The 26,941-nt window shown below is 63.3% G+C and carries 23 protein-coding genes; 14 read left to right on the top strand and 9 right to left on the bottom strand.

Going from position 1 to position 26,941, the window contains the following annotated elements:
• The first annotated feature begins 46 nt into the window (after nucleotides 1-46).
• The 9 genes from HRU92_RS05940 (at nucleotide 47) to HRU92_RS05900 (ending at nucleotide 8,896) form a co-directional block, all read left to right on the top strand.
• Nucleotides 47-1,921 carry a peptidylprolyl isomerase gene (locus tag HRU92_RS05940; protein ID WP_173087790.1) on the top strand — a complete coding sequence of 625 codons (1,875 nt, stop codon included), beginning with the start codon at nucleotides 47-49 and terminating at the stop codon, nucleotides 1,919-1,921.
• Nucleotides 1,922-1,942: 21 nt separating this feature from the next.
• Entirely contained in the window at nucleotides 1,943-3,451 is a 1,509-nt protein-coding gene (gene trpE, locus HRU92_RS05935; protein ID WP_349236695.1) for an anthranilate synthase component I, read from the top strand.
• Nucleotides 3,452-3,561: 110 nt separating this feature from the next.
• Nucleotides 3,562-4,158 (top strand): aminodeoxychorismate/anthranilate synthase component II, encoded by a 597-nt coding sequence (locus HRU92_RS05930; RefSeq protein WP_127753084.1) that lies wholly within the window; start codon nucleotides 3,562-3,564, stop codon nucleotides 4,156-4,158.
• Nucleotides 4,155-5,177 (top strand): anthranilate phosphoribosyltransferase, encoded by a 1,023-nt coding sequence (gene trpD / locus HRU92_RS05925; RefSeq protein ID WP_172124980.1) that lies wholly within the window; start codon nucleotides 4,155-4,157, stop codon nucleotides 5,175-5,177. Before HRU92_RS05930 ends, trpD begins: the two co-directional genes overlap by 4 nt.
• The gene (gene trpC, locus HRU92_RS05920) at nucleotides 5,174-5,989 is read left to right on the top strand and encodes an indole-3-glycerol phosphate synthase TrpC (protein ID WP_173087788.1); all 816 of its coding nucleotides are present in this window, start codon (nucleotides 5,174-5,176) and stop codon (nucleotides 5,987-5,989) included. The genes trpD and trpC overlap by 4 nt, the downstream gene beginning before the upstream one ends.
• On the top strand, nucleotides 5,986-6,468 hold the full coding sequence (moaC, locus tag HRU92_RS05915; protein WP_172123328.1) for a cyclic pyranopterin monophosphate synthase MoaC: 483 nt from the start codon (nucleotides 5,986-5,988) through the stop codon (nucleotides 6,466-6,468). Before trpC ends, moaC begins: the two co-directional genes overlap by 4 nt.
• Complete coding sequence (glp, locus tag HRU92_RS05910; protein ID WP_172123327.1) at nucleotides 6,465-7,667, top strand: gephyrin-like molybdotransferase Glp; 1,203 nt, start codon at nucleotides 6,465-6,467, stop codon at nucleotides 7,665-7,667. The genes moaC and glp overlap by 4 nt, the downstream gene beginning before the upstream one ends.
• Nucleotides 7,668-7,775: 108 nt before the next feature.
• Nucleotides 7,776-8,489 (top strand): transcriptional repressor LexA, encoded by a 714-nt coding sequence (gene lexA / locus HRU92_RS05905; RefSeq protein ID WP_127753079.1) that lies wholly within the window; start codon nucleotides 7,776-7,778, stop codon nucleotides 8,487-8,489.
• A 41-nt stretch (nucleotides 8,490-8,530) separates the two neighbouring features.
• Nucleotides 8,531-8,896: an NUDIX domain-containing protein gene (locus HRU92_RS05900; protein WP_210258541.1), complete on the top strand. Its 366-nt coding sequence runs from the start codon at nucleotides 8,531-8,533 to the stop codon at nucleotides 8,894-8,896.
• Nucleotides 8,897-9,581: 685 nt separating this feature from the next.
• Here HRU92_RS05900 and HRU92_RS05895 read toward each other — a convergent pair.
• Nucleotides 9,582-11,411, bottom strand: a complete 1,830-nt coding sequence (locus tag HRU92_RS05895) for an IlvD/Edd family dehydratase (RefSeq protein ID WP_172123325.1) — start codon at nucleotides 11,409-11,411, stop codon at nucleotides 9,582-9,584.
• 214 nt (nucleotides 11,412-11,625) lie between these two features.
• Between HRU92_RS05895 and HRU92_RS05890 the strand changes: the two genes are divergently transcribed.
• The 3 genes from HRU92_RS05890 to HRU92_RS05880 are packed head-to-tail and all read left to right on the top strand — an operon-like array spanning nucleotide 11,626 to nucleotide 14,041.
• The gene (locus tag HRU92_RS05890; RefSeq protein ID WP_172123324.1) at nucleotides 11,626-12,546 is read left to right on the top strand and encodes a 2-dehydro-3-deoxygalactonokinase; all 921 of its coding nucleotides are present in this window, start codon (nucleotides 11,626-11,628) and stop codon (nucleotides 12,544-12,546) included.
• Nucleotides 12,547-12,557: 11 nt separating this feature from the next.
• Nucleotides 12,558-13,169, top strand: coding sequence for a 2-dehydro-3-deoxy-6-phosphogalactonate aldolase (locus HRU92_RS05885; RefSeq protein WP_172123323.1), 612 nt, complete (start codon nucleotides 12,558-12,560; stop codon nucleotides 13,167-13,169).
• The gene (locus tag HRU92_RS05880) at nucleotides 13,166-14,041 is read left to right on the top strand and encodes an SMP-30/gluconolactonase/LRE family protein (RefSeq protein ID WP_210258540.1); all 876 of its coding nucleotides are present in this window, start codon (nucleotides 13,166-13,168) and stop codon (nucleotides 14,039-14,041) included. The genes HRU92_RS05885 and HRU92_RS05880 overlap by 4 nt, the downstream gene beginning before the upstream one ends.
• Nucleotides 14,042-14,049: 8 nt before the next feature.
• Here the strand turns inward: HRU92_RS05880 and HRU92_RS05875 are convergent, their stop codons facing one another.
• Nucleotides 14,050-16,197 (bottom strand): ComEC/Rec2 family competence protein, encoded by a 2,148-nt coding sequence (locus HRU92_RS05875; RefSeq protein ID WP_173087786.1) that lies wholly within the window; start codon nucleotides 16,195-16,197, stop codon nucleotides 14,050-14,052.
• Between the two features lie 79 nt (nucleotides 16,198-16,276).
• Between HRU92_RS05875 and gltX the strand changes: the two genes are divergently transcribed.
• Nucleotides 16,277-17,695, top strand: coding sequence for a glutamate--tRNA ligase (gene gltX, locus HRU92_RS05870; protein WP_172123321.1), 1,419 nt, complete (start codon nucleotides 16,277-16,279; stop codon nucleotides 17,693-17,695).
• A 144-nt stretch (nucleotides 17,696-17,839) separates the two neighbouring features.
• Complete coding sequence (gltA, locus tag HRU92_RS05865) at nucleotides 17,840-19,129, top strand: citrate synthase (RefSeq protein ID WP_127753071.1); 1,290 nt, start codon at nucleotides 17,840-17,842, stop codon at nucleotides 19,127-19,129.
• Here gltA and HRU92_RS05860 read toward each other — a convergent pair.
• From HRU92_RS05860 to rseP, 7 genes are all read right to left on the bottom strand, one after another.
• Nucleotides 19,126-20,256: a lipid-A-disaccharide synthase gene (locus HRU92_RS05860; RefSeq protein ID WP_172123320.1), complete on the bottom strand. Its 1,131-nt coding sequence runs from the start codon at nucleotides 20,254-20,256 to the stop codon at nucleotides 19,126-19,128. The two genes, gltA and HRU92_RS05860, sit on opposite strands and share 4 nt — an antisense overlap.
• Complete coding sequence (locus tag HRU92_RS20840; protein WP_172123319.1) at nucleotides 20,249-21,049, bottom strand: LpxI family protein; 801 nt, start codon at nucleotides 21,047-21,049, stop codon at nucleotides 20,249-20,251. Before HRU92_RS20840 ends, HRU92_RS05860 begins: the two co-directional genes overlap by 8 nt.
• Nucleotides 21,050-21,099: 50 nt before the next feature.
• Entirely contained in the window at nucleotides 21,100-21,909 is an 810-nt protein-coding gene (gene lpxA / locus HRU92_RS05850; protein WP_172123318.1) for an acyl-ACP--UDP-N-acetylglucosamine O-acyltransferase, read from the bottom strand.
• Complete coding sequence (fabZ, locus tag HRU92_RS05845) at nucleotides 21,906-22,382, bottom strand: 3-hydroxyacyl-ACP dehydratase FabZ (RefSeq protein WP_172123317.1); 477 nt, start codon at nucleotides 22,380-22,382, stop codon at nucleotides 21,906-21,908. The genes lpxA and fabZ overlap by 4 nt, the downstream gene beginning before the upstream one ends.
• A complete protein-coding gene (lpxD, locus tag HRU92_RS05840) occupies nucleotides 22,375-23,412 on the bottom strand; it encodes a UDP-3-O-(3-hydroxymyristoyl)glucosamine N-acyltransferase (RefSeq protein WP_172123316.1) in 1,038 nt (345 codons plus the stop codon). Before lpxD ends, fabZ begins: the two co-directional genes overlap by 8 nt.
• Nucleotides 23,413-23,486: 74 nt before the next feature.
• Nucleotides 23,487-25,595 (bottom strand): outer membrane protein assembly factor BamA, encoded by a 2,109-nt coding sequence (gene bamA, locus HRU92_RS05835; RefSeq protein WP_172123315.1) that lies wholly within the window; start codon nucleotides 25,593-25,595, stop codon nucleotides 23,487-23,489.
• A gap of 181 nt (nucleotides 25,596-25,776) precedes the next feature.
• Complete coding sequence (gene rseP, locus HRU92_RS05830; protein ID WP_127753064.1) at nucleotides 25,777-26,913, bottom strand: RIP metalloprotease RseP; 1,137 nt, start codon at nucleotides 26,911-26,913, stop codon at nucleotides 25,777-25,779.
• Between the last annotated feature and the right edge of the window lie 28 nt (nucleotides 26,914-26,941).

The following is a 26,941-nucleotide window of genomic DNA, read 5'->3' as shown; positions in this document are numbered from 1 at the left end:
CTTGCCAGCGGTAAAGCCCTGTATCTCGTGTAGCGGAACGCCCCACATGCTCGATAGTTTGCGTTTGTTTGCAAAATCCTGGATGGGCAAGATCCTGGGGGCCTTCCTCCTGGTGGGGCTTGCGGGCTTTGGCATCAACAATGTCATCACCGACCTGGGCGGCAGCACCGTTGCTCGCGTTGGCGATGAAGAGGTCAGCTCGCGCGACTTCCTGCGAGCTTATCGCGGCCAGCTTAACCAGATCGCCCAGCAGATCGGCTCCATGCCCACACTCGAACAAGCCGAGAGCTTCGGCGTTCCGAGCCTGGTGCTGCAGTCCCTTGCGCAAGAGGCGGCCCTTGATGGTCTTGCCCACCGCATGGGGCTTGGTGTTTCCGAGCAGAAGCTGAGCGAATTCTTGCGGGAAGACCCCAATTTCAGCGGCACGCTGGGCACCTTCGATCCCGCGGTCTTCCAGCAGGTGCTGCAGCAAAATGGCATGTCGGAGTCCGAGTATTTCGAGGACCAGGCCGATTCTGCGCGCCGCCAGCAGCTGGCGCTGTCGCTATTCGGCGACACCAGCCTGCCCCCGACCGCCGCCCAGATGCTCAACCGCTACATTGCCGATCAGCGCACCGTCGATTTCTTCGTGATCAGCGACACCAATGTTCCAATGCCCCCGGTGCCAACCGAGGAAGAATTGGCCGCCTATCTCGCCGAACACCAGGCCGAGTACCGCACCGTTGAAACGCGCCAGGTGCAGCTCCTTGCGCTGTCGCCTGCCTCGCTCGCCGCAACCAAGACGATTTCAGACGAGGCGGTTGCCGCTGAATATGAGCGCACCAAGGATAGCCTGACCACGATCGAGCGCCGCAACATTCAGCAGGCCGTTCTGGCTTCGCCCGAACAAGCCGCGCTGTTTGAAGCGGGTGCCGCCTCGGGCCGCCCCTTTGCCGATGTGGTGGCGGAAGCCGGCCTCACCGTCACCGATCTTGGCACTCGAGGGCAGGCCGAAATCACTGACGCCACGCTGGCCGAAGCCGCCTTTAGCCTGCCGGCCGGCGGTTACCGAGTGATCAGTGGCGTGGCGGGCCCGCGTGTCGTGCATGTGCAGACCATCGAAGCGGGCGGTCAGACCAGCCTGGAAGAAGCACGTGAACAGATTCGCGAGAATCTCGCCCTGGCCGAAGCACGCAAGGAAATCGCCGAAGTGCTCGACCAGGTCGAGGAACTGCGCGCCGCCTTCCGGCCGCTCAGCGAAATCGCCGAGCGCTTTGGTCTTGAGCTCTATGAGGTAGGCGTTACCCAAAGCGGGGCAGAACTCGCCGTTATCGCGAGCTTGCCCGAAAGCGAGCGTCCGCGCGTGGTCCAGTCGATCTTTGCCGCCCAGGAAGGCAATCTCACGCCGGCCATCTCGCTGGGCGCCAACAACAATATATGGTTCGACCTGGAAGCCATCGAGCCAGCGCGCGACCAGACCCTTGATGAAGTGCGCGATGCGGTCGTCGCCGCGATCACCGCCGAGCGGATCAACGCGGCGATCGCCACCGAAGCCCAGGCTGCGGTTGATCGCCTCAAGGCCGGCGAGCCCCTGGCCGATGTTGCCGCTTCGCTCTCCGTGTTCCCGCAGTTGAGCCCGCCCTTTAACCGCGGTGGCGCCGAGGGCACGTCCGTGGATGGCCTCGTTGCGGCGGCCGCCTTTGACGGCGGCCCCGATCATCATGGCATGGCCATCAATCAGGCTGGTGAGACCGTGGTGTTCCAGGTGGTTGAAGCAGTTCCTGCCGAAGGCCCGCTCAATCCGCAAACCAGCGCCAGCCTCGAGAACGAAGTGCGCGTCGGCTTGTTCGGTGATTTCGTCTCCGCCGTGCGAGATGAAGCGGGGCTGCGGGTCAATGAGCAGGCGCTCCAGCAGGCGCTGACCCTCTCCACGGCGCAGTAAGCTCTTTCGGGAAACACGATAGTGGCCAGCGACTTCACCCAGCAGTTTGCAGATCGCTATGACGGGGGTGAGTCCCAGATCGTCTGGCGCCGCATCGTGGCCGATCTCGAAACGCCGATCGGCACCTATCTCAAGCTGGCGCAGGATCGCCGCAATACGTTCCTGCTGGAATCGGTGCAGGATGGTTCGACCCGGGGTCGTTATTCCATCATCGGCCTGCTGCCCGATGTGATCCTCAAGGTTGAACAAGGCACCGCCTCGATCAACCGGCAGGCCCAGCTTGACGCCACAGCCTTCGAGCCCCTGCCCGACCAGCCGCTCGACGCCCTGCGGCACCTCGTGGCCGACTCCCAGATCTCGGTGCCCGAAGGCCTGCCACCCCAGTCGGCCGGCATCTATGGCTTTCTGGGCTATGAGATGGTCCGCTATATGGAAGTGCTGCCCGACAGCAACCCGGACGAACTGCAACTGCCCGAAGCCATGCTGATGCGCCCTTCTCTGTTGGCCGTGTTCGACACGGTCAAGGACGAGCTCTATCTCACCGCGCCCGTTTACGTCCGCCAGGGGGTGACGGCCCGCCAGGCGCATGAAGCCGCGACGGCCCGTATCGATGACGCCATCGCCCGCCTGGGGCGCGCCCTGCCAACGACCCCGGCCGTACCCGACCTGCAGCACATCGCCGTCCAGAGCAACACCACGCGCGACGAGTATTTCGCCATGGTCGCCCGGGCGCAGGACTACATCGCCGCGGGCGACATCTTCCAGGTCGTGCTCAGCCAGCGCTTCGAGGCCGAGTTCACCCTGCCCCCGACCGCCTTGTATCGGGCGCTGCGTCGCACCAATCCCAGCCCCTATATGTATTTCCTCGATTTCGGGGATTTCGCCGTGGCGGGCTCGAGCCCCGAGATCCTGGTGCGCGTCCGCGAAGGCGAGGTCACCATCCGGCCCATCGCCGGCACCCGCAAGCGCGGTTCGACCCCCACCCGCGACCAGGAACTGGCGGCCGAACTACTGGCCGACCCCAAGGAGCGCTCCGAGCATCTGATGCTGCTCGACCTCGGGCGCAACGATGTGGGCCGTGTCGCCAAGACCGGGACTGTGCGCGTCACCGACAAGTTCTTTCTGGAATACTACAGCCACGTCATGCACATCGTCTCCAATGTGGTTGGCGTGCTCGATCCGCAATACGACTTTGTCGATGCGCTCGCCGCCGGCTTTCCGGCCGGGACGGTCTCAGGTGCCCCAAAGGTGCGCGCCATGGAGATCATCGACGAGCTCGAAAAGTCGCGCCGCGGCATCTATGGCGGCTGCGTCGGCTATTTCGGAGCCGATGGCACCATGGACACCTGCATTGTCTTGCGCACCGCCGTGCACAAGGACGGCAAGCTTTATGTGCAGTCCGGCGCCGGCATTGTGGCCGATAGCCAGCCCGCGCTCGAGCAGATGGAATGCGAAAACAAGGCACGCGCCCTTTTCAGCGCTGCCGAGGAAGCGCTACGCTATGCCGGCGAGGCGAGGATCGGGCAATGAGCGGCAGCAAGACCAGCGTGGACCTCACGATGAGGTCGAACAATTATCGATGGCGGGGCTGGTTCTGATCTCTGAACCCTCATTCCCTATAGCTGCGCTGGAGCAGACCCATGACCCGCACGCTCGTTATCGATAACTACGACAGCTTCACCTACAACCTCGTCCACTATCTGGGCGAACTTGGCGCCGAACTCACCGTGGTGCGCAACGACAAGATCACCCCCGACGAGATCGAAACCATGGCCCCCCAGGCTATCGTCCTGTCTCCCGGGCCCTGCACCCCCAACGAAGCCGGCGTGTGCCTGGCGGTAATCGACCGCTTCAAGGCGCAGATCCCCATCCTGGGCGTATGCCTTGGTCATCAGGCCATCGGGCAGGCCATGGGCGGCGACGTCGTGCGTGCGCCCGAACTGGTGCATGGCAAGACCAGCGCCATCAACCACACCGGCGAAGGCCTCTTCCGCGGTCTCAACTCGCGCTTTGAAGCCACGCGCTACCACTCGCTGGTGGTTGAACCGACCACCCTGCCCGCTACCCTCAAGGTCACCGCCACCACCGATGATGGTCTGATCATGGGCATGCAGCACGAAAGCCTGCCGGTACACGGCGTGCAGTTTCACCCGGAAAGCATCGCCTCCGAGAACGGGCACGCGCTGTTGCAGAACTTCCTCAACCTCGCTCGCGACTTCAACGGAAAGACCGCCTGATGGACATCAAGCAGGCACTGGCCAAGATTGCTGATCGCCGCAATCTCACTGGCGAGGAAATGCGCTCGGTGATGCGCACCATCATGGCCGGCGAAGCCACGCCCTCTCAACTCGGCGCTTTCCTCATGGGCATGCGCCTCAAGGGCGAGTCGGTGGGTGAGATCGCCGCCGCCGTGTCGATCCTGCGCGAGCAGATGGTGACGGTCGACGCCCCCGAACACGCCATCGACATTGTCGGCACCGGCGGTGATGGTGTTGGCACGCTCAACATCTCGACAGCCAGCGCCATCGTTGTTGCCGCCGCCGGCGTTCCCGTCGCCAAGCACGGCAACCGCGCATTGTCTTCCAAATCGGGCTCCTCCCAGGCCCTTGAAGCCCTTGGGGTCAAGCTCGACCTCACCCCCGCCGAAATTTCGCGCTGCATCAACGAGGCCGGGATCGGCTTCATGTTCGCGCCGGCCCATCATCCAGCCATGCGCCATGTCGGCCCTTCGCGCGCCGAAATGGGCGTGCGCACCATGTTCAACCTGCTCGGGCCCCAATCCAATCCTGCCGGGGTGCGCCGCTATATGCTCGGCGTTTATTCCCCCGAATGGGTGGAGCCGGTCGCTGCAGCGCTCCTTGCCAACCGCGCCATCAAGGCCTGGGTGGTCCATGGCAGCGACGGGCTCGATGAGATCACCGTCACCGGGCCCTCCTATGTCGCCGAGATCGCGAACGGCAATCTGCGCAGCTTCGAGATTACCCCCGAAGACGCCGGCCTGTCGCGCCATGATCCCAATGACCTCCTGGGTGGCGAGCCCGAATATAATGCCCTCGCCATCCACGCGCTCTTTGACGGCGCGCCCGGCGCCTATCGCGACATCGTTCTCCTCAATGCCGCCGCCTCGCTGATCGTGGCCGATGTGGTGAGTGACCTGCGCAGCGGCGCCGCCATGGCCGCCGAAATGATCGACAGCGGCAAGGCCCGGGAAACCCTCGAGCGCCTTGTCGCCATCTCCAATGGAACACCCCCATGAGCGATATTCTCAAGCAGATCGAAGCCTATAAGCGCGAGGAAATCGCCGCGGCCAAGGCCCTGCGCCCTTGGGACGAAGTGGTTGCTGCCGCCCATGACCAGCCCCCGCCACGCGGCTTTCTCGCCGCCATCAAGGCCAAGCGCGCCCGCGGCGAATACGCCTTGATCGCCGAGGTCAAGAAAGCCAGCCCCTCCAAGGGCCTGATCAGGCCCGATTTCAACCCGGCAGAGATCGCCCGCGCCTATGAAGAGGCCGGCGCGACGTGCCTTTCGGTCCTCACCGATCAGCCCTCGTTCCAGGGCTCGCCGGCGTTCTTGCGCGAGGCGCGCGACGCCACCGCCTTGCCGGTCCTGCGCAAGGATTTCCTCTTCGAAACCTACCAGGTCGCCGAAGCGCGCGCTTGGGGCGCCGATTGCATCCTCATTATCCTCGCCGCTGTCGGTGACGACGTCGCGCGCTACCTGCTCGATTCCGCCCGCGAATGGGGCATGGATGCCCTGGTCGAGGTGCATGACCAGCTCGAGCTCGACCGGGCGCTGGCGCTCGATGCCGAGTTCATTGGCATCAACAACCGCAATCTGCGCACCTTCGAAACCCGGCTCGATACCTCGGTCAACCTCGCGGGCGGCGTTCCAGCCGGCAAGGTGCTGGTCAGCGAAAGCGGCATCAACGGCCATGAACACCTGCAGCATCTCGACCGCACAGCCGGCATCGGCACCTTCCTTGTCGGCGAATCGCTGATGCGCCAGGCCGATGTGGTCGCCGCCACCCGCGCCCTCCTGCAGGGTGTGCGCCAGGCCGCCCATCCATGAGCGAGCCGCAGCTGACCCATCTCAACGAGCGCGGGGAGGCCCGGATCGTTGATATCGGCGACAAGGCAGTCACCCGCCGCCGCGCCCTCGCCCAGGCGGTGATCAGCGGTCGGCCCGAAACCATTGCCGCCATCATGGGTGGCGCCCTCAAGAAGGGCGACGCCCTGGCCGTCGCGCGCGTCGCGGGCATCATGGCAGCCAAAAAGACCGCCGAGCTCATCCCTCTTTGCCACCCCATCCCGCTCACCAAGGTCAGCGTCGAGCTGGAGGCGCGCGAGCCCGGCGCCATCACCATTCTTGCGACTGCCGAAACCACCGGCCAGACCGGGGTGGAAATGGAAGCCCTCGTGGCGGCTTCCACCGCCGCCCTTACGCTTTACGACATGGCCAAGGGCATCGACCGCGAGATGGTTATCTCCGCGATCTGTCTGCTCGAAAAATCGGGCGGCAAGTCCGGCGATTTCCAGCGCGCGCCATGAGCCTGCTCCCGGTTGAAGACGCCCTCGCGGCCATTTTCGCCCGCGTGCCCCCCGCCCGCACCGAGTCGGTGCCGCTGGAAGCTGCCGCCGGCCGGGTGTTGACCGAGCCCCTGCTCGCCCGTCATGACCAGCCGCCTTTCCCCGCCAGCGCCATGGATGGCTATGCCGTGCGCGCCGCCGATATCGTGCCAGGCGCGAGCCTTGAAGTCGTGGGCACCGCACAGGCCGGCGCCGGCTTTGGCGCGGATATCGCCCCGGGCACCTGCGTGCGCATCTTCACCGGCGCGCCCGTGCCCCCCGGCGCGGATGCCGTGATCATGCAGGAGGAAGCGACCCGCACCGGCGATCGCGTCAGCTTTGCCGCCCAGCCTCCCGTGGGGCGCAGCATTCGCCCGCTTGGCCACGACTTCCGGCAGGGACAGGAGCTGATTCCGAGAGGCTCTCGCCTCACCCCCATGCAACTGGCCGTCGCAGCCGCCGCCAATTGCCCGACGCTGCCCGTTGCCGTGCAGCCGCGCATCGCGCTCCTTGCCACCGGGGACGAACTGGTGCTGCCCGGCACCGCTCTCGGACCGGGCCAGATCGTTGCCTCCAACAGCTTCGGCTTGCGGCCGCTCCTTGCGCCTTACGCCGCAGAGATCCGCGACTACGGGATCGCTCCCGACAACCGGGCGGCGCTTGCCGAGCGCCTTGCCGGCATCTTTGCCGAAGCGCCCGACTTCGTCATCACCACGGGCGGCGCGAGTGTTGGCGACCATGATATCGTGCAGGAAATCCTGCTGAGTCTCGGCGTGCAGCTTGATTTCTGGCGCATCAATATGCGCCCGGGCAAGCCACTGATGTTCGGCACTCTGGGCAAAACCCTGGTGTTTGGCCTGCCTGGCAATCCGGTTTCGGCCATGGTGACCGCCGCCGTCTTCATCAAGCCGGCGCTGCGGCGCTGGCTCGGCGTCGCCGAACCCGCCCCCTGGCACCTGCCGCTCCTTGCGCCCACGCCGCCCAATACCGCCCGGCGCCACTTCATGCGTGCCCAAAGCGTGCATTCAAGCCGAGGTGCGGGCGTGCTCCCCATCAGCGAAACCGATAGCGGTCATACCTCCTCGCTGGCCCGCGCCGATATGCTGCTGGTGCAGCCTGAATACGATCCCGGCCAGCCGGCTGGCGCTCTCGTTCCAGCCATTCCGCTGGACGGGTTCTAGGCAGAGCCAAAGAATTTTCGCCTCCACCCATGAGCGTTATTGCAGAACATAACTGGAACACCTATGCTCGTTCAGTCTTTGTTCCGATTCTGCGATTGAAGGGCTCCGATGCTGACGCGAAAGCAACATGAACTGCTGATGTTCATCCATGAGCGGATGAAGGAAAGCGGCATTCCCCCTTCGTTTGACGAAATGAAGGACGCGTTGGATCTGGCCTCCAAGTCGGGCATTCACCGCCTGATCACGGCGCTTGAGGAGCGCGGCTTCATCCGCCGCCTCCCCAATCGCGCGCGGGCGCTGGAAGTGCTCAAACTCCCCGATTCGATGAACCCCGCGCTCGGCGGCCGCAAGGCCCGCTTCGAGCCCAGCGTCATCGAAGGCAATCTGGGCCGTGTTGCCGCTCCGCCGCCGCGCTCGGGCTGGAGCGATGATTATGTGCGCCCCGTGGCCGTGCCGGTCATGGGTCGGATCGCCGCCGGTACGCCCATCGAGGCCATCCAGAGCCACTCCCACACCATCTCGGTGCCACCCGAAATGCTTGGCCCGGGCGAGCACTATGCGCTGGAAGTGCGCGGCGATTCGATGATCGATGCGGGCATTTTCGATGGCGACACCGTGCTGATCCGTCGCCAGGATGTTGCCGGGACCGGCGAGATCATCGTTGCCCTGGTGGATGACGAGGAAGCCACCCTCAAGCGGCTGCGTCGCAAGGGCAACACCATCGCGCTTGAAGCGGCCAATCCCGCCTACGAAACCCGCATCTTCCCGCCCGACCGCGTCAAGGTTCAGGGCCGCCTGGTGGGCCTGCTGCGTAAATATTGACGCCCAGGGTCGAAAAACTCTGTCCTGTCCTGCTGCGAGTGGTGGCGCAAGAACGCCAGTGCTTGGCGTTCAGGCATCCTTTGGCTGGCTTTCAGCTGGTGAAAGGAACACGGGAAGGCCCCGAGCCGATTGAAATCGGTGCCCTGCGTGAACTCGCAGAGGAGTCTGGCCTGCAGGCAGAAGTTTCGCGCACCCTGCCTTCCAGTAGTGCCATTGCAGATAAACAGCTTTGGCACTTTGTTGTGGTGATCGCCTTGGCTCCCCTGGCCGAACACTGGCGCCACTTCACCCATGATGATGGCGGTCATTGGTTCGAGTTCTTCTGGTGGCCACTCGAGCGCCAACCGGGCCCCGAATGGCACCCCATGTTCCAGCGGGCCCTCGCCCACATCGCTCGCCACGCCTAAAGCCGGAATCGGCCAAGAAACAATCTCTTCGACGGAACTCGATTGCCGCCCTAGGGTCCTCATCAGCCGCACCAGACCAGCGCCTGTGTGCCCCCTCCTTCACCCTCCCCCTTGAGGGGAGGACCGGGGTGGGGGTTTAGTCCCCTCCTCCGCGAGTGACGTTAGACCCAGCTGGCCACCTCCAGCGCGCAATCCGCTCAAGCCCCATACCCCCCGACAATAACTTATCCCCGCCCGCGCCGATCACCCGCATAGTCTCCTCATCCGCGCACCCAAGCGAGATCATGACGAGTGGTTGGTGCGCGGAGGCTGGGGGATCGTGGGTCGCCGCGATCCGGCCGGTGTCCGCAAGAGCCGTGGACCTCTATCGTCCGGTGGTCTTGGGTGAAGAATCGCGATGGCAGCTGCACTGGCCATCGGAACCCTGATGTGGCGCAGGCAGCGGTGCCCGCCAGGGTTTAGTTCGACATCCGCGGAATCTGGCATGCGCCGCAGGAGGGCGCGGGCGTCGGCACCCAGTCGCTGTTGGCGGGGCGGAGCTTCCGTTTTGCGCAACGTTTTTTGAGGCAATGCCTCGCCAACGCCGCTCCCAACCGGAGGCCTCGCGCCGACCGGAGTTTCGCCGTGCCTTGGAAACAGAAATCCCCGCCGAAGCGGGGATTTCGAAGTCGTTGGGCCTTATGCCCTAGTGGTTGTCGCGCGGCACGCCATAGGTCTGGGCAATGCGCTGGTAAGCCACTGCTGGCTTGAGTACGGCGCCATTGCCGAGCTGGTCGACCAGCCCGCGCTGGATCTCCTGCCAGGGCGTCTGGTGCGCGGGGTACTTGTAGCCGCCCGCTTCCGCCAGTTCCTGCCGGCGCGTCGCGATCTCGGCGTCCGAAATCAGGATATCGGCGGTGCCATTGTTGAGGTCGATCCGCACCCGGTCACCCGTGCGCAGGATGGCAAGGTTGCCGCCCGCTGCCGCTTCGGGCGAGGCGTTGAGGATCGAGGGCGAGCCCGACGTGCCGGATTGGCGCCCGTCGCCAATACAGGCCAGCGCGTGGATACCCTTCTTGATGAGGTAGGCAGGGGGCCGCATATTGACGACTTCGGCCGCCCCCGGGTAGCCGATCGGGCCCGCGCCGCGCATGAACAGCAGCGTGTGCTCGTCGATATCGAGCGAGGGATCATCGATCCGGTGATGATAGTCCTCCGGACCATCGAACACCACGGCCTTGCCCTCGAACATGCCGGGATGCTCGGGATTGGCAAGGTAGCGCTCGCGGAACTCGGGCGAGATCACGCTGGTCTTCATGATCGCGTTATCGAAGAGATTGCCGCGCAGCACCAGGAACCCGGCTTCTTCCTTGAGCGGCTGCTCGAAGGGGCGGATCACCTTCTCGTCCTGGATGGGGGTGTTGCGGCAGTTCTCGCCGATGGTCTTGCCGTTGACGGTGGGTGCATTCTCACGGATCAGCCCCTGCTTCATCAGCTCGTTGACCACCGCCGGCACGCCGCCCGCATGGTAGTAATCCTCGCCGAGATATTCGCCGGCCGGCTGCAGGTTCACCAGCAGCGGCACCTTGTGCCCATAGGTCTGGAAGTCCTGCAGGTCGAGCTCGACACCGATATGCTTGGCGATCGCCTGGATGTGGATCGGGGCGTTGGTCGACCCGCCAATCGCGGAATTGACCACGATGGTGTTGATGAAATTGTCCTTGGTCATGATGTCGGAGGGCTTGAGGTCCTCATGCACCATGTCGACGATGCGCTTGCCCGTGCGATAGGCCATTTCCTGGCGATCGCGATAAGGCGCGGGAATTGCCGCCGAACCCGGCAGCTGCATGCCCAGCGACTCAGCCAGCGAGTTCATCGTGGTTGCCGTGCCCATCGTGTTGCAGAAGCCGGTGGACGGCGCCGAAGACGCCACCAGCTCGATGAACTGCGCATAATCGATCTCGCCGGCCGCCATCATCTGGCGCGCCTTCCACACAATGGTGCCCGAGCCGGTGCGCTCGCCCTTGTGCCAGCCATTGAGCATCGGCCCGACCGAGAGCGCAATCGCCGGGATGTTGACCGTGGCCGCACCCATCAGCATGGCCGGGGTGGTCTTGTCGCAGCCAATGGTCAGCACCACGCCATCGAGCGGATAGCCATAAAGCACTTCCACGAGCCCAAGATAGGCCAGGTTCCGGTCGAGGCCGGCGGTGGGGCGCTTGCCGGTTTCCTGGATCGGATGCACGGGAAATTCGATGGCAATGCCACCGGCTTCCCGGATGCCTTCGCGCACGCGCTCGGCCAGCACGATATGGTGGCGGTTGCAGGGGCTGAGGTCCGAGCCAGTCTGGGCGATGCCGATGATGGGCTTGTTGCCCTGCAATTCCTCGCGCGATACGCCGAAATTCATGTAGCGCTCAAGATAAAGCGCGGTCATGTCCGGGTTCTCGGGATTGTCGAACCAGGCGCGCGAGCGCAGCTTCTTGGGCGCGCTGCCCTGCCCATTGGGGGAAGAGAAGCTGTTGTCTGCCGTCATTACCTTATTCCTCAATAGTTCCGCCGAGGCGAATACAGGCTGCTGTTTGCTACAGTTCTAGCATGTTAGTTGCAGGAGTGAACGCCAATCCTGTTGGATTTCGTCGCCCCTTGCGCTCGCAGGGCAACCGGGCGGCGTCGAATCGGCTAGGCGCAGGCCAGCGCAGCGACTAGGTTTGCCCGAAAGTGCGGGGCGGACTGCAAGAGGGGCAAGCATGAGTGAATTTGTTGATTGGGTCGGGGTTGATTGGGGCACCTCCAACCTGCGGGCTTGGGGCCTGAGTGCCGATGGCACGGTGATCGTTTCGCGCAAATCCGACCAAGGCATGGGCAAGCTGACGCGCGACCAGTATCCGGGCGTCCTCGAAACCTTGCTCGATGGTCTAGTCGGCAGCAACGGTGGCGCGCTCGACGTATTGATCTGCGGCATGGCCGGCGCGCGCCAGGGCTGGTTCGAAGCGCCTTATTTGGAAGCACCAACCGATTTGCGCGGCCTGCTTGACGGCGCAGTGCGCCCGCCCATGCCCAACAATCACCTGGCCCCGGCAATTCTGCCCGGTGTGTGCCAGAAGGCCGGCGGCGACAATGTGATGCGCGGCGAGGAAACCCAGCTACTGGGCCTCGCGACCCTGCGCCCCAATGCCCATGGCGTGGTATGCATGCCCGGCACCCATTCCAAATGGGTCAGCATGAATGGCACCCGCATTGAGCATTTCTCCACCGCAATGACGGGCGAGCTCTTCGATCTGCTGCGCCATCATTCGGTGCTGCGCTATTCGCTGACTGAAGACAGCAATGGGCCCGAGCGCGCCGAAGGCTTTGCCGCGGGTGCAGAGGTCGGCCTCGAGCGGCCCGAACAGCTCACCAGCGAGCTCTTTGCGGTCCGCGCCAGTTCGCTCCTGTCCGGCCGTCAGCCCGGTTGGTGCACCGGCTATCTTTCGGGCCTCCTGATCGGCACCGAAATTGGCAGCCGCCGTGCGCTGATCGGCGAACAAACCGTTCCCTTGATCGGCGCCCCCGCGCTCTGCGCCCTTTATGCCGAGGTGCTCGGCATGATCGGGGCACAAGGCGAAGCCGTGGATGGAACCGAAGTGGTGCTCGCCGGCCTTAAAGCTGCACGTGCCTTTATCGTCTGATTGGAGACCCCATGACCCACCGCCACCTGATCGCGATTCTGCGCGGCATTACCCCGCCCGAAACGCTTGATGTGTGCCACGCCCTTGTTGCGGCCGGCATTACCATGATCGAAGTGCCGCTCAATTCCCCCGATGCCCTGGCCAGCATTGCGCTGGCGGCCGAGGCGCTCGGGGATGACGTGATGGTGGGCGCGGGCACCGTTCTGAACAAAAAGCAGGTTTGGGCCGTCGCCGATGCCGGCGGCACCTTTATTGTATCCCCGGATACCAACCGGTCGGTTATAGAAGAAACGGTGCGCATTCAGCTGGGCTCCTATCCCGGCGTGTTCACTCCCAGTGATGCGTTCAAGGCGATCAAGGCGGGCGCCACCGGGCTCAAGTTTTTCCCCGCTGAAGTTCTGGGCCCGCGCGGCATCAAGGCGATGAAGGCGGTCTTGCCGCCCGAGCTGCCGCTTTACGCGGTGGGCGGCGCCAAGCCGGACAACTTCGGCGAATATTTCGCCGCCGGTTGCAGCGGTTTTGGCCTGGGCACCTTTTTATACAAGCCCGGCAGCACCCCCGCCGAAGTCGGCCAGCGCGCCGCCGAGGCGGTATTGGCTTATGATGGAAGGACTACAGCGTGACGCAAACGGCGAGCCTGCTGATCGACAGCAAATGCGCATTGGGCGAGGGCCCATTCTGGCACCCGGACCGCCAGCAGCTGTTTTTCCTTGATATCAATAATCAAAAGCTCTTCGCCACCTCAGCTCGGGGCAATGTCGAAGTGAGCTGGAGCTTTGACGAGAACGTCGCCGCGGCTGGCATCATCGATGCCGACAATCTGGCACTGGTCACCGAAACCGGGCTCAAGCGCTTCAATCTACAGACGGATGAGCAAAGCCTCATTATCCCGCTCGAAGCAGACGATCCGCTGACGCGCGGCAATGACAGTCGGGTGCATCCCTCGGGCGCCTTCTGGATTGGCACCATGCGCAAGGAGGAAGAAGCGCCGGGCGGCAAGCTCTATCATTACCGCGCCGGTCAACTGAGCGTGCTGCGGTCCAACGCCTCGATCCCCAACGCCACCTGCTTCACGGCCGATGGGCGCACCGCTTACTGGACCGATACCCCCACCAAAAAGATTCTCAGGGTACAGACCGATCCGGCCACCGGCATGCCGGTCGGGGAATGGTCGCTCTTCGCCGATGTCTCGGACGGCCGCGGCTTCCCCGACGGCGCGGTGGTTGATAGCGAAGGCTATCTGTGGAATGCGAAATGGGGCGGCGGCTGCGTCGTGCGGCATGCGCCGGATGGCTCGATCGACCGGATCATCGAAGTGCCGGTCTCGCAGGTCACCTGTCCTGCCTTCGGCGGCCCCGATCTCAAGACCCTCTTCATCACCACCGCCGCCAAGAATCTAAGCGCTGAACAGCTGGCTGCCGAAAAGGTGGCCGGCGGGGTCTTCTCGATCCAGGTGGATGTGCCCGGCATCCCGGAGGCGCGCATCGTCCTCTAGCCTGCCCCTTATTGTGACCTCACGCGCCAGGGGCGCGTGAGGTTGGGCACGGCAGTCCGCACGACAAAGCGCTGCTCTCCATCCTGCCATTTGAACCAGTGCACGCCGCCCCTTGCGAGATCGTCGCGGTCAATCACCTGGGCCTGCGCCCGGCAGGCAATCGGCGCCCGCAACCGCGTCACCACCAGATCGTGGCGGGCGCAATCTTCGGCGAAGGCGCCGACATCACGCACCACCGCCACCCCAAATTGCTCCGTCGCGACCACGCAACCGAGGCTGTCGCAGCGAGCCGCGTCGATGACGGGCGCAATTTCTTCCTGGTAATGTTGACCCCAGACGTCAACGGCAAAGCTGCCTGCCCGGCCGGTAAGCAGCCCCAGCCCGGTCTCGCTGCGCACCGCGACGGCTTGGGTCGTATCGGCAACCAGCACATCGGGGCGCTGATCGAGACCAAACAGCAAGATTAATGGGATCGCCGCCACCGGAGCAAGGAAGCGCCACCGGCTGGGAAAGAACGCAAACCAGGCGAGCGCCGCTAGCCCCAGCAGCAAGGCGGTTGAGGTCAGCAGCGGATTGCCGGTGAGCCCCTCGCTCCAACCCGCCACGAGGACCGCGCCGTGCACCATCCGATCGATGCCCCAGCCCATCACCGCAACAAACGGTGCTTCCAGCCCGAGCGGCATCAGCAATACCGAGAGGACGCCAAAGGGCATGATGACGAGGCTGACCACTGGCAACACCAGCACATTGCCGATCACCCCCAGGGGTGCGGTCTGCTGGAAATGATAGGCAGAGAACAGCAAGGTGGCGGTGCCGGCGATGAAGCTGGTCAGGGCGGCGGTCCCCACCGAGACGATGAGACGGGCAATACCCGCCCGGTGCACCGAGGGGGTTCTTCGGGGCAACTCATAAATGCCGATCAGCGCCACCACGGCTGCAAAGGACAGCTGGAAACTGGCCCGAAACACACTGGCGGGATCGAGCAGGATCACCACCAGCGCCGCAATGGCAACATTGCGCATGGTCAACGCCCGCCGCCCCGCCAGCACCGCGCCAAAGATCAGGGCCAGCATGATAGTCGAGCGGAGTGCCGGCACATTGGCCAGCCCGCCCGCCAGCAGCAAATAGCTGAAAGCCGCAGCAATTCCGGCCACCGCCGCGAGCTTCTTGACCGGCCAGCGCACGGCCAAACCGGGAAGGCTCGCCAGCAACAGCCGCACCAACCAGAACACGCCGCCCGCGACGATCGACAGGTGCAGCCCGGAAATCGAATAGATATGCGCAAGGCCCGAAGCTGCCATCACGTCACGCGTTTCGTCGGTAATGGCGCTCTGATCCCCCACCACCATAGCGCGGGCAATGGCGGCCGAGGCGCCTTCCATCTGTTCGTCCAGCCGGGCGCCGATCGCACGTCGCAGATCCTCGACCGAACGGCCCAGATTGAAGTCCGTCGCCTCAGCGACACGCGTAATCGCACCAGTTGCATTGCCATAGGCGCCGATCCCCGCAAAATAGGCGTGAAACTGCCCGTCAAATGCGCCGGGCAGCACTGGCCCCGGCACTGGCGCCAACCGCAACTGCCCCCGAACGGTGTCACCCGGTTGCAGCGGCGGCTCGGCCGGGATCAGCAATCGCGCCTTGTTGATCGGCGCCGATGGCGCTTCTCCCAACGGCCGCAAGGCTGAAACCACGACGCGGCGATCCTCTTGCGTCGCCGAAAGGATCTCGTCGATGACTGCCTCGTATTGCCCGTAAAGCGGGAACGGCAGCATGCCTGTTCCCCACAGCGCGCCATGAACCGGGAGAAGGCAAAAACCGCCCCAGAAGGCCGCAAACAACACCGCCAGCCGCAAGGCCGCCAGATTGCGCAGCGCCAGGCACGCCCCTAGGCAAACGGCCGCGCCGACCGCCCCGAGTGCCGAGCCCGCCGGTTCAAACGGCAGGCCCGCATAGCTGACCAGCCCGGCAATGGCAGCAAAAGGCAGGAGCACAAACACCCGTCGACCCGCCAGGGCCGCCTCCAGGGCGCGGACAAATAACAGACGTTTGGTTGCTACGACGGCGGGCAATAGCTTGGGCGAGGGAAGGATCGGGCCAGCCTGCACCGGCACCGGCGCAAGCTCCCGCGTCTGCTCCAGCGCCCCCGTGCCCTGCACCGCGGCGTCCCCTCTACTTGCGCTCGTGCTACCCTATGCTACACACGCTACCAAACCTCGTCCAACCGTTCCGGTATTCATGTCTAAAGTCGTTACCCGCTTCGCGCCTTCCCCCACGGGCTTCCTCCATATTGGCGGTGCGCGCACGGCGCTGTTCAACTGGGCCTATGCCCGCAAGCACGGCGGCACCATGCTGCTGCGCATCGAGGACACCGACCGCGAACGCTCCACCCAGGCCGCCGTCGAGGCGATCAAGGATGGGCTGTCCTGGCTTGGGCTGCACTGGGATGGCGAAGCCATTTCCCAGTTCGAGCGCGCTGGCCGCCACGCCGAGATCGCTCATGAGCTGATCGCCAAGGGTCATGCCTATAAGTGCTATTGCTCCCCCGCCGAACTTGACCAGATGCGCGAGGAAGCCCGCGCTGCCGGCAAGCCGCCGCGCTATAACGGCTATTGGCGCGACCGGGACCCGAGCGAAGCCCCTGAAGGCATTGCCCCCGTGGTGCGCATCAAGGCGCCGCTCTCGGGCGACATCGTGGTCAATGACCATGTGCAGGGCAAGGTCGTGTTCAAGACCGAGAACCTCGATGACTTCATCATCCTGCGCTCGGATGGCACGCCGACCTATATGCATGCCGTGGTGGTGGACGATCACGACATGGGCGTCACCCACATCATCCGTGGCGACGATCACCTCACCAATGCCGCCCGCCAGATCATCATCTACAATGCGATGGGCTGGACCGTGCCGGAGATGGCCCACATCCCGCTGATCCACGGCCCGGATGGGGCCAAGCTCAGCAAGCGCCATGGCGCCCTCGGCGTCGACGCCTATCGGCAGCTGGGCTACCTACCCGAAGCTTTGCGCAACTATCTCGCTCGCCTCGGCTGGAGCCATGAGGACGACGAGATCTTCTCGACCGAGCAGATGATCGAGTGGTTCAGCCTTGAAGGGCTCAACAAGGGCGCCGCGCGCTTTGACTTCGTCAAACTCGAAAACATCAACGGCCACTATATTCGCGAGGCCGCGCCCGACTATCTTTATGATGTCATGATCGCCACGGCCAAGGAAGTTGGTCGCACCGTCGACCTTGAGGGCCTCACCGCTAACAAGGACACGGTGCTCGCCGCACTGCCCGAACTGCAGCCGCGCGCCAAGACGGTCCTTGAGCTGATCGACCTGGCGCAGTTCATCTATGCCACCCGCCCGCTCGCCATCGACGCTGCAGCTTCGGCGCTGCTCACCCCCGACTCACGTGCGGTGCTGGCCGATATGGCGAGCACGCTCGAAGGTCTTGATGACTGGTCGGTGCCGGCCATCGACGCCGCCATGCGTGCTCTGGCTGAAACAAAGGGGCTCAAGCTCGGCAAGCTCGCGCAGCCCTTGCGCGCAGCGCTCACCGGCCGCACAGTTTCCCCGGGAATCTTCGAGGTGATGGTGCTGATCGGGCGCGAAGAAACCATGGCGCGGCTGGGCGACCAGGCTGCTCAAAGATAACAAACCAATCGGGTAAGTACTGCTTACCCTTAGTTGCGGCGACCGGGGCGAACTGCTACCCCACACTACAACTGAACAGGCAATAGCCGGCCCCCTCTGCGGTGTTTTCTGCACTCCAGGCCGCGGGCCATCGAGGAGAGTTAAATGACCGATCCAGTCGCCAAGCTCACTATCGGGGACCAGACTTTCGAGTTCCCGGTACTGTCAGGAACCGTCGGCCCCGATGTGATCGATATCCGGTCGCTGTATTCCAAGACGGGCATGTTCACCTACGATCCCGGCTTCACCTCCACGGCCGCCTGTGACAGCGCCATCACCTATATCGATGGCGACAAGGGCCAGTTGCTCTATCGCGGCTACCCGATCGACCAGCTTGCCGAAGGCAGCAACTATCTCGAGGTCTGCTACCTCCTGCTCTACGGCGAACTGCCGAGCAAGACCGAACTCAAGGACTTCGAAACGCTGGTGACCCGCCACACCATGGTGCATGAGCAGATGCACTATTTCTATCGCGGCTTCCGCCGCGATGCCCACCCGATGGCGATCATGACCGGCGTCGTTGGCGCCATGGCGGCGTTCTATCACGACTCGACCGACATCAATGATCCGCAGCAGCGCGAGATCGCCTCGATCCGCATGATTGCCAAGATGCCGACCATTGCGGCCATGGCCTACAAGTATTCGGTCGGCCAGCCCTTCGTTTATCCGCGCAACGATCTCGATTACGCGTCCAACTTCCTGCATATGTGCTTCTCCGTGCCGGCCGAGGAATACAAGGTCGATCCCGAGATCGCCCGCGCCATGGACCTGATCTTCACGCTCCATGCCGACCACGAGCAGAACGCCTCGACCTCGACCGTGCGCCTGTCGGGTTCGTCAGACGCCAATCCATTCGCCTGTATCGCTGCCGGCGTTGCTTGCCTTTGGGGCCCCGCTCACGGCGGCGCCAATGAAGCGGCGCTCAACATGCTGCGCGAAATCGGCACCGTCGACCGCATCCCGGAATATATCGCGCGCGCCAAGGACAAGAGCGATCCGTTCCGCCTGATGGGCTTTGGCCATCGCGTCTACAAGAACTTCGATCCGCGCGCCACCGTGATGCAGGAAACTGCCAAGCGCGTGCTCGCCATCCTCGGAGTCGAGAATAACCCGACCTTGCAGGTCGCCCAGGAGCTGGAGCGCATTGCGCTCGAGGACCCCTATTTCGTTGATCGCAAGCTCTACCCCAATGTCGACTTCTACTCGGGCGTAATCCTCGACGCGATCGGCTTCCCCACCTCCATGTTCACCGTGCTCTTTGCCGTGGCTCGCACCGTCGGCTGGATTGCGCAGTGGAAGGAAATGATCGGCGATCCGCAGAAAAAGATCGGCCGTCCACGCCAGCTCTATGATGGCGCCCCTATGCGGGACTATGTCTCGATCGAAGGCCGCTAACCGGCGCTGAGATGAGCCAGGATCCGGTCAGCTGGATCCTGGCGCGCTATGCCGGGGACGCCCTGGGTCATCAGCTTGCGAAGCTCGCCGAAAGCCACTTGCTGGGCCTGGCGGGCTTCTTTGCTGTCGAGCAGCGCTGTGGCGTGATTTACCAGCATTTGGGGTGATGGTTCGGTCATCACCAGCTCGTCGAGCACCGCACGCCCAAGGATGATATTGGGCAGCGAGATCATTGGTCGGCCCAGCTTGCCGAACACCCGCGACTGATGCTTGTCCATCACATAGGTAACGACCATGGGCACGTTCGAGAGCGCCAGCTCCAGCGTCGCCGTACCCGCCACCGACAGCGCCAGCACCGAGCGGCCATAAAGCTCCACCCGCTCCGCCCGGTCGCTCGTCACCGTTACCGGCACCGGCCAGTCGGCGACTTCATCAACGAGGCGCGGCTTGAGCGTAGCCAGCGTAGGAATTGTTATCCCCGTCACCGCCGGATGCTGCGATAATTGCTCCACTGCCGTTTTGAACAAGGGCAAGTGCCGGCGCAGTTCACCCTCGCGGCTACCGGGCAGCAGGATAAGTTCGCCGCGCTCCGCAGGAGCGCTAACCGGCCGACCTTCGGCCAGTGCGGGGTGCCCCACATAAGCGGTAGGTGGGCCACCGAGCCGCGCCATCACTTCGGGCTCGAAGGGCAGAACCGCCAGCACTTCATCGAACAAGGGCTTGAGCTTGGCGGCGCGATGCGGCGCGCGGGCCCAGACCGAGGGGGCAACATAAAGGATCAGCGGTTTGCCATACCCCATTGCGCGCAGCCGCCGCGCCACAAGAGCCGAAAAGTCCTGCGCGTCCACCAGAACAGTCACATCAGGCGCCGCAGCCCGAATGGCCCGCGCTGTCTGCTCCACCCGCCACAGCAGCAGCGGCAGCCGCTTGAGCACATCGGTAATGCCCATCACCGCCAGATCGCTCATCGGGAACAGCGAGCGCAACCCAAGCGCCGTCAGTTCGTCGCCCCCGACGCCACTGAGGTCGAGCGGCCCGCGAGCCTGCAGCCGCCGCACCAGATCGGCGGCAATGCGGTCTCCTGAAGGCTCGCCGGCCAGCATGAAGAGCTTGAGCGGCTTACGCATCGGCCAGCTTGATGCCGATAACGCTGACCCCGTGGCGCGCCGCCGCCTCGACAAGCGCCGCCCGCTGCAGGACAAGACTGCGGCCCGCTTCCACGGCAATCACCGAGATGCCCGCCGCTGCACAATTGGTCACCGTATCGGGCCCGATTGCCGGCAGATCGGCAAAGGCCGGCTGCTGCGGCTTCATCGCCTTGGCCAGCACCATGGGCGTGCTGCCGTCCCCCGCCAGCCCAGTGCGCCGCAGTTCGCCAATTCGAGCGATAAGCGCATCGGTGCCGCCGATATCCTCTACCGCAATAACCCGACGCCCCGAGGCCACGGCCGCTTGCCCGATATCGAGGCCGCCGATCGCGCGTGCGACGCCCAGCGTGTAACTTGCGGCCAGAACGGCCTCATCTGCAATCCCTGGCCCGGCAATACTGCCTTCCGGGGCCAACAGGTCGGGGGCCAGTTCATGCACACCGATCAAATCGGCACCTGTCATCTTCTTGAGTACGGATCCAATCGCCGCCAGTTCGGCGTCGCCGACCGGCCCCGCCTCACCACTTGGCGAGGGCGCACCATTGCCATTGGCAAAGCGGATCAGGCCTTCCCGTGCCTTGTCGGGCAAGTGAAGCCCGCCGGCAAAGGCGATATGGGTCGTACGAAATACCTTGAGCGACCAGATGATGCCAAGGGGATTGTCGAGCTTGGCCTCGACCATCTTGATCTTGGCCAGATCCGGCCGCGGCGTCAGCGCCAGCAGCTGCACCTTGTATCCGACCTCAAGTGCGGCCTGCACGACATGGGGCACCAGATCTCCGGAACCCGCAAAGATCGACAATCGCCGAGCCGAACGCCACATCACTCGGCCGAGTGGCCGTTCCGCGGCATCAGGATCGGCCGATCCGAGGCTGCGCCGATAAAGGTCACGACGTCCTGCACCAGCTTGTCGTCCTTGAACAACTCGGCGGCGTCCTCGACGCGCTCGCGCAACGTACCCTCGTTGGAAAAGATCATGCGGTAAGCCGCGCGCAAGCGGTGGATCGCCTCCCGATCGAACTTGCGGCGCTTCAGGCCCACGAGGTTGAGCCCCGCCAGCGAAGCGCGGTTGCCGACCGCCATGCCATAGGGGATCACATCACCATCGATCATCGACTGGGCGCCGATAAAGGCATGGTTGCCGATGCGGGTGAACTGATGCACCACGCAGATGCCACCAAAGATCACATTGTCTCCGACATGGCAGTGCCCGGCGATACCGACATAGTTGGCCATGATGACATTGTTGCCGATGATGCAGTCATGCGCGACATGGGCATTGGCCATGATCAGGCAGTCATTGCCGATCTGTGTCAGCATGCCGCCATTCTCGGTGCCCGGGTTCAGCGTCACGGCCTCGCGGATGGTGCAGCGCTCGCCGATGACGAGGCGCGATGCCTCGCCGTGATATTTCAGATCCTGGGGCACGTGCCCCACGGAAGCGAAGGGGAAAATGCGCGTGGCCGCACCGATCTCGGTATGGCCGTCTACGGACACATGGGAAATCAGCTCGACACCGTCGTGCAGCACCGCGTGTTCGCCCACGATGCAGTAGGGACCGATCTTGACCCCCTGCCCCAGTTGCGCGCCGGGTGCGACGATGGCGGTGGGATGCACAAAGGCTTGAGTCACGAAGTGGCCTCGACAATCATTGCAGTAATCTCGGCTTCGGCGATGACCGTGCCATCGACAATCGCCCGCGCCTCGTAGCGGCCGACATTGCGGCGGCGCTGGATCTTGGCGATGTGAAACTCGATCTTGTCGCCTGGAATCGCCGGCTTGCGGAACTTGGCCTTGTCCACGCCCAGCATCAGCACGATGTTCTTCCGGCCCGTGCCGGAGTCATGCTTGATCACGATGGCGCCGGCGGTCTGCGCCATGCCTTCGATGATGAGCACGCCCGGGAAAATCGGGTTCTCAGGAAAATGACCCTGGAAGATGGGCTCGTTGAAGGTGACGTTCTTGATGCCGACAGCCGTTTCGTCGCCGTCGATGTCGATGATCCGGTCGATCATCAGCATGGGGTAGCGATGCGGCAGGCTCTTGAGGATTTCAGCCAAGCTCATGGCCCCGAGCTCGGTTGCAGTAGTCACGTCCTCAGTCATGCCGTCTGTCCCCCTTGGTCAATTTACGCATGGTGGCGATCTCGCGCCAAAAGTCTCGAATGTCCTGCGCCGGTGCCCCGGCGAGCTTGGAGCCTGCGGGCCAGTCCTTGGTGACCGCAGCGCGGCCATGTACGACCGAGCCGGCGCCAATGGTCAAGTGACCCGAAGTGCCTACCCCGCCGCCCATCAGCACGCCATCCTCGACAATGGTCGAGCCGGACAGGCCCGACATTGCCGCGATCAAGCAGTTGCGGCCGATCCGGCAGTTATGGCCAATCTGCACCAAATTATCGATCTTGGTGCCCTCGCCTAGGCAGGTGTCGCCCAGCGCGCCACGGTCGACGGTGGAATTGGCGCCGACCTCGACGCGATCCTGGATCAGCACGCGCCCGAGTTGTGGCAATTTGCGGTTCGTCTGGCCGAAGTCAAGCCAGCCAAAACCTTCGGTGCCGATGCGTACGCCCGAATGCAGCACCACCTCATTGCCGATATGGGCGCAATCAATAGTGCAGTTGGCCGCGATGGCACAATTGCGCCCGATCGTCACCCCGGCCCCGATAACGGTGTTGGCACCAATCGTCGTGCCCCGCCCGATCTCGACCCCGTAGCCGATTACGACATTGGAGCCAATCGACACCTCGAGCTCGAACACCGGCGCCCCCAGATCGGCCCGTTCCGCGGCCATCACGCCCCGTGTGCTTGCGGGATAGAGGTAATCCAGGAAATCGGCAAAGAGGTGGTGCGGCTTGGGGGCCGTTATCGCTATGAGCCCCTCCGGTACGGCGTCACGCAGTTCGGCCGAAACAATGACCGCCCCGGCGCTAGTGCCGCGTAGCTGCTCCAGATACGAGCTGTGCGCCGCCAGTGCAACATCCCCGGGGCCGGCGAGCTCCAGCTCGCTTGCACCGGTTACGATATGACCGGCGGCGTCTTCGGATAGACCGGCAAGCAGGTCGGTTCGGCCAAGGCTAGACAGAATGGTGCCGATGGAGGCGGGACCGGAAAAACGGTGAAAGCGGGTGTCGACCATTGTGTCACTTAAAAAAGCAAAGAGCCGCGGCGCTACCGCCCCGCGGCTCTTAGAACTGTTTCACGCCCGGGCGACTAGAGCAAGGTCGACAGGGTCAGCTGGAACACCTGGGTGCGATCGGCTTCCGACTTGCTGAGCACGTGGGAGAAATCGCCACGCAGCGGACCAAACGGCGAGTCCCAGATGAGCGACGCACCGATGGAGGTCCGTAGCGGCTCGTTCTCGCTGCCAGGGTCCACAGGGTTGCCCTGCGCATCGGGAATACCATCCACCCATGCAGCGTCAGCCCAGACGGCGCCGCTCACACCATAGCTCTCCGGCAGAACCGGGATCGGGAACTGAACTTCGGCAGAAAGACCGGCATACATGGTCGCACCGAGATATTCGCCGCTTTCCAGGCGCGGCCCAAGGCCACGACCCTCGAACCCACGGATCAGCTGCGAACCGGGCATGAACGCCTCAAGCGGGCTGACTTCGCCATCGCCCAGAGCGTGGACGATACCGGCCTGGCCCTTGACGCTGGCCACGATCCCGCTGTCATCGAGCAGCGGCACAAAGTAGCGCCCACGAGCCTCGGTCTTCACCAGGTTGTAGTCCCAGCCGATATATTGCTGGGTGAAGGTCGCATAAAGGCCCTCGGTCGGCTTCTTGACGCTATCAACACCGTTCCAGGTGAGGGTGTAGCCGATAAAGGCCTTGTAGAATTCCTCACCATCATCGAACAGCGCCGAGTTGTCGGGATCTTCGTCCACGACGACCTTCTGTTCGATACCGGTAAACACTGTACCCGAGAGGTTGCCAAGGATCGGGGCGCCGAAACGCACCTGGCCGCCGGTAGAGGTAAAGCCGTAGAAGTTCCGATCGGTCTCATCGACGATGCGGTGATAGGCATCAACGCCCGCCGACACCTGCAGACCCATGAAACGGGGCTCGGTGAAGGAGAAGTCGAAGGTCTTGCCCGATTCCGAGGCACCAACAGCGGCACGCAGATACTGGCCACGACCAAGGAAGTTACGCTCGGTCAGCGAGACCTCGCCCAGGATACCTTCGGTGGTGGAGTAACCGGCCGTGGCACCGTACTCACCCGTGGAGCTCTCGGTCACAGCGATATTGACGATGACCTTGTCGGCGGAAGAGCCGGGCTGGGTCGTCACTTCAACAGTTGAGAAGTAACCCAGATCCTGGATTTCCTTGCGACCGCGAACCAGCAGTGCACGGTTGAAGGGGTCGCCTTCAGCGAACTCCAACTCGCGACGGATCACGAAATCACGCGTCTTCTCGTTGCCCGTGATGTTGACGCGCTCGACATAGACGCGGGCACCCTCATCAACCAGGTAGGTAACGTTGAACCGGCCATTGGTGACGTCACGATCCATACGGGCGCGAACATCAGCAAAGGAATAGCCCTGCGCCGTGGCTTCATATGCCATGTCTTCGATGGTGCGCTGCAGGTCCGTAATGGAGTAGCGACCACCTTCGTTCGTACGCACAGTGCTGGTCAAAGCCTGCGTATTGAGCCCCTCGATGCTGGTCTCGATGCCAACATTGGCGAACTCGTAGCGCTGACCTTCATTGACGGTAAAGTTGATGAAGTAGGCATTGCGGGCAGCATCATACTCGCCGACCGAGGTAACCTGCGCATCGGGATAACCGCGATTGGCGTAGTACAGGCGGATCAACTCACGGTCGACGGCAATCCGGCGATCATCGTAGGAGTCATCCTTGAGCAACCAGCTCAGGAAGCCCGTTTCCTTGGTCGTGATGGCGCCCTTGAGGTTGCCCGTGCTAAATGCATTGTTGCCAGTGAAGTTGATGGCGGCGATGCCAGCACGCTCCCCTTCATTGATCACGAAGGTAACCCGCACCCGGCCATCGGCGATGGTTTCAGTCCGCGCTGTCACACCGACCGACATGAAGCCGTCGGCGTCATAAGCCTGACGGATGCTTTCAATGTCGGAAGCAAGACGCTGCTGGGTGAAAACACCGGAGGCGGACACATCCACCATGGCCAGCAACTGAGCGTCCGAGAAGCGGCGATTGCCTTCGAACAACACCGAGCCGACCAGTTGCTCCTGAGCCTGCGCCGCGACTGCGCCGATAAGCGGAACACCAGACCCGATAACAGGAGCTGCAGCACTCAGGATTGCGAGCGCCACGCCGCGCATAAGCTTCGATTGAGTCATATTAATTTGCCTTCTGCGACCGGCTCGGGGACTCGCCATGCACAGCAATCCCCCCAGCCCACTCCATTGAACCGTTTTACCGGTTATTTAACCAAGGACAAGGCTAAAGCCGCGACGCGGTTAGCAAATGCTTGGATGCCTTGTATTCGTGCAACACCTTGAGAACCAAGGTTAAGAAGCATTAACCCAGCGTCCGCAAATAGGCGAAGAGCGTATCGTTAAACAGCGTGAAGACCATTAACGCCACCACCAGTGCGAAGCCGAATCGGAAGCCTATTTCCTGAACTTTAATGCTTAGTGGTCGTCCCCGCACTGCCTCAACGAGGTAATATAACAGGTGTCCACCATCGAGCATGGGGATCGGCAGCAGGTTGAAGACGCCGATGTTTAGCGACAGTAGCGCCATAAGGTTGATCAAAGGGATGATGCCGAGTGTGGCCACCTCCCCCGAAACCTTGGCGACCTTTACGGGTCCGCCGAGTTGCTCGACATCGCCCCGCCCGACAAAGAAGTCCCCCAGAAACGCGCCCGTGCGCTGGATGATGAAGCGGATTTCCTCAAAGGTCATCCCGATCGCTTCCACCGGACCGGGCCGGTAAAGCGTCACCTCGGTTTGCTCGACATCACGGCTGACGCCGATGCGGCCGATGCGCTGGTTGTTGCCGAAGCGGTCCTGCACATCCACGGCCTCGGGAACGAGGACAAGGCTTTGCGGCGCGCCGTTGCGTTCGATCTCGAGGGTCACCTGACGTTCGGGGCTGGTGGCGACGAAGCGTTGGAAATCCTCGAAACCGCGCACGGCATAGCCATCAACACCGGTGATCACATCGCCAGCCTGCAGTCCTGCCGACTCGGCGACCGACCCGGCAATCACCTCGGTGATCACCGGCGGAATGGTATAGCGTCCATAGCCCAGCAGAAGGGCATAAAGGATCAGGAAGGTCAGCAATATATTGGCGACCGGCCCCGCAGCGACCACGGCAATGCGTTGCCAAACATTCTTGTTCTGAAACAAATGAGGCGCCAGCGCCGGGTCAACCTGTGCGAGGGCCTCCGGATCCGGAACGCTCGCAACGTTCATGTCGCCGGTGAACTTCACATAGCCGCCCAACGGAATGGCCGAGATCCGCCAGCGTGTCCCCGCCCGGTCGTTCCAGCCGATCAGCTCCGGGCCAAAGCCGATGGAAAACGCATCCACGGCCACACCATTCCAGCGCGCGACCAGGTAGTGGCCCATCTCATGAACGAACACGATCACGGTCAGAACGACCAAAAATGGAATCACATAGGACAAAGGCCAGGCGACAAAATCGAGCATTGAATACCTTGTTCCGGCGGCGGCGTCT

It is taken from the genome of Devosia sp. 1635 (assembly GCF_013185955.1).
Lineage (GTDB): Bacteria > Pseudomonadota > Alphaproteobacteria > Rhizobiales > Devosiaceae > Devosia.
The sequence above is the reverse complement of the archived record's forward strand: the minus strand, read 5'-3'. Positions and strand labels throughout refer to the sequence as shown.